We start from the raw sequence: 3026 nt of genomic DNA, 5'->3' as shown, positions 1-3026 counted from the left end.
CGCCGCGTCAGTGGAAGAGCGCGACGGCGCTCGGCCTGCGCCGCTAGCAGATTTTGGCGTTCATCGCCGGCCCGCAATCACTCAAGTCGATCCTCCACCGGCCTTCACAGGCTTGCTGACTTTGCTTGTGCAGTCCACTGCGATCGGTGCGCTTGTCGGGGTCGGCGAGTTTCTAAGGTCGGCCAGAACGTGATCGAGCGGGCGACCATCATGCGAGGGCAAAGCCCGACCTTTCAGGTGTATGCGCTGATGCTGCTCGTCTACTTTGACATCTGCTCGTCGCTGAGCGCTCTTTCACGCTACTTTTAACGTCGCATGCGCGTGTGACGGCTGCATTGAAATCGCGTCTATGTGAAACGGTAAGGAATTTCAGCCCAACTCCAAAGTCAGTGCGCGTTTGACCGAAGCGGGCTGGCCTGAAATTTAGAGCGGTATCTTTGCGCCGCGTCTGCAGAGCTTTGAGGACATCTTCGGCCGGCTATACGACATCAACAAGGCACACGTGATCATGCTTATGGAGCAGGCTCTCTTGAGCGAGGCGCACGCTGCCTGCTTGGTACGCGGCATTCAGAAGATGAAAGCGACTGGCGCGGGTGTTGTCGCACGTGATCCGGGCCGCGAGGAAGCCTATTTCAATTACGAGGCGCATCTGATGAATGAAGTCGGCGCGGACGTCGGCGCACGCATGCACACGGGCCGCAGCCACAACTATATTATGGCGACGCTCCACCGCTTGCGTGGACGCAAGGTGCTGGTCAACGTGATCGATGCGCTGTCGAAGGTGCGTACCACGGCGCTCGAACAAGCCGAGAAATATGCGGACGCGGTTATGCCCGAGTACATACATCTCCAACCTGCCCAGCCGATGACCTACGGCTTCTGTCTCGCGGGCGTCGCACAGGCGCTTGAGCAAGATAGCCAGCGACTCATCGGTACGCTCAAGAGCATGAACGTGTGTCCGCTCGGCGCGGCAGCTTTCGCGGGCACGCCATTCGGGATCGACCGCAAGCGCACCGCGGACTTGCTTGGCTTTGACGATTACGTGGACAACGCGCTTGACGCGGTCGCATCGCGTAATTTCCTGCTGGAGAGCATCTCGGGCATGAGTCTCCTCGCAATTCTCCGGAGCCGCGGCGCACAGGATTATTACGTCTGGACCACGCACGAATTCGGACTAATCGAGTTGCCCGACAGCGTCGCAACGACGTCAAACAACATGCCGCAAAAGAATAATCCGTAGTGCTCGAATACCTAAAGGGATGCTGCGGTCATATCGTGGCCGCGCTGGTGGCCGCCACCATGGGTATTAGGTACCCACTTCAGCTACTCTGGTGAGTCAAGCCGTGAGGCGATTAGCGGCTTTTAAGATACGGCGCGCGAAGTCGTGCGCTGTCTCGAGCTTTTTGACCTAGTTCTGCGCACCGCACGACCGATGCGCGAGAACGCGCAGCGTCAAGCGGCACGCGACCTTTCCACCATAAAGGCGCTGGTCGACCTGATGGTCCGGGATCACGATCTGTCATTTCGCGCGGCACATCATGTCGAGGGCGCAGTCGTGCGCCGCGCCATGGACAATCGGGTGCCCGCTGATCTGATCGATGCCGATATGGTTGAGTCCGCCGCGATTGAGCAGCTCGGCAAGCCGCTTGGCATCGACGCTGAGGCCGTGCGCGCGTGTCTCGACCCAATCAAAAACGTCAATGCACGCATCTCGACCGGCGACCCGAGCCCGTTGATGTTACGCGCGCATGCGAGCACCGCGTTCGAACGTCTGAGCGAAGCAAAAGTGGCGATCAAGGGATGGCGCGATCGTATCGATCAGGCGCACGCAGATCTCTAGGCCGTAACTCGGATGGTGGCATCGAGATGAACCTCTTCTTTCGATCCAAGGACTGCGCAAGCACTTTGGCCCTCTTGAAGTCGTACGGGGCGTGGGGCGTGATGTTCACCGCGGCGAAATAGTGACGATTAACGGGCCGAGTGGTTTTGGCAAATCCACTTTTATTCGCTGCGTGAACGATCTGGAAATACCGACTGAAGGCACCGTTACGCTTGGTGACGTCAAGACCAACGCCCATGATCGTCGCGAAATGACAAAACTGCGTGAGGATGTTGGCATGATGTCTCAGGAATAGACGCTGTTTCCGCATATGTCCAATCTGCGTAACATTACCTTCGCGCCGGTTAAGCTCGGGCGCATGACGAAACCGGAGGCGAAGTCGATGGCGCTTAAGCTGCCAGAGCGAATTGGTCTCGCACACAGGTGGGACGGGTATCAGGAGATGCATCTCGCGAAAGGCTGCGCAGACCTCGCTATTGGATCGCCAGTCAGTCGAGCATCATGGCAAACGGTGGACGCGGGCAAATCCCCTGAGAAACCAGAGAGAAGATTGGCCGATCGACCCGAGCCACGACATACGCACTCGCTTCAAGAGCATTAAGAAAGGCGCACCTGATCTGCAAACGATTCTATCCGAGGGATCTGGAGGAATAGAACTCCGTGTCATAGCCGGGTCGAGTCGGTCATATCTGGTGATAGCCTTCATCGCACAGAACAACATTGGCGCTCTGCCGGATCACTTTTCAATTACCTCGGTGGGGCATTCCGCTGTGAAGTCGCGGCCGGTTTTTGCCATCGATTAATCTTAAAGACCTTCTAGGGTGAGAGAGGAACAATCGCACCTGACCTCCACATGAGATGTTCTTCTCTGCATTCGCTTGAACATTCCGGCCACTGTAAGTGTCCAAATCAATGGGCACAACAAAGCTGCCGAGACATAGCTGGAACCACCTTAGTTAACCAAAACAACTTAAAAACCTTTCTAGTTAATTATTTGAATAAACAAACAAGTTTTGGTTGCAAGCAGTGCAATCTGGGAGTTAGAGTGAGTTGTTGTCCAAAGAAATACTTAAATTTGTTCGTTCGGACAAGAGGTTTTAATGTGCAACTCTTTAGTAGAATTGGTTTGTATAAAAAACGTATTTTATTATCAGCTCGCTGATTTACGAACAAATTCCTTACGGTA

1 protein-coding gene and 1 pseudogene are annotated in these 3026 nt (G+C 55.3%); both read left to right on the top strand.

Going from position 1 to position 3026, the window contains the following annotated elements; translation table 11 throughout:
* The first annotated feature begins 397 nt into the window (after window positions 1–397).
* Window positions 398–1840 (top strand): annotated as a pseudogene (gene argH / locus ACFFAR_RS29450) (argininosuccinate lyase).
* Between the two features lie 91 nt (window positions 1841–1931).
* Window positions 1932–2135: an ATP-binding cassette domain-containing protein gene (locus ACFFAR_RS29445; protein ID WP_375509037.1), complete on the top strand. Its 204-nt coding sequence runs from the start codon at window positions 1932–1934 to the stop codon at window positions 2133–2135.
* The last annotated feature ends 891 nt before the right edge of the window (window positions 2136–3026 follow it).

Origin of the sequence: uncultured Caballeronia sp., from assembly GCF_964243625.1 — a bacterium.
Classification (GTDB): Bacteria; Pseudomonadota; Gammaproteobacteria; order Burkholderiales; family Burkholderiaceae; genus Caballeronia.
This window is presented reverse-complemented; position numbering and strand designations above follow the sequence as displayed.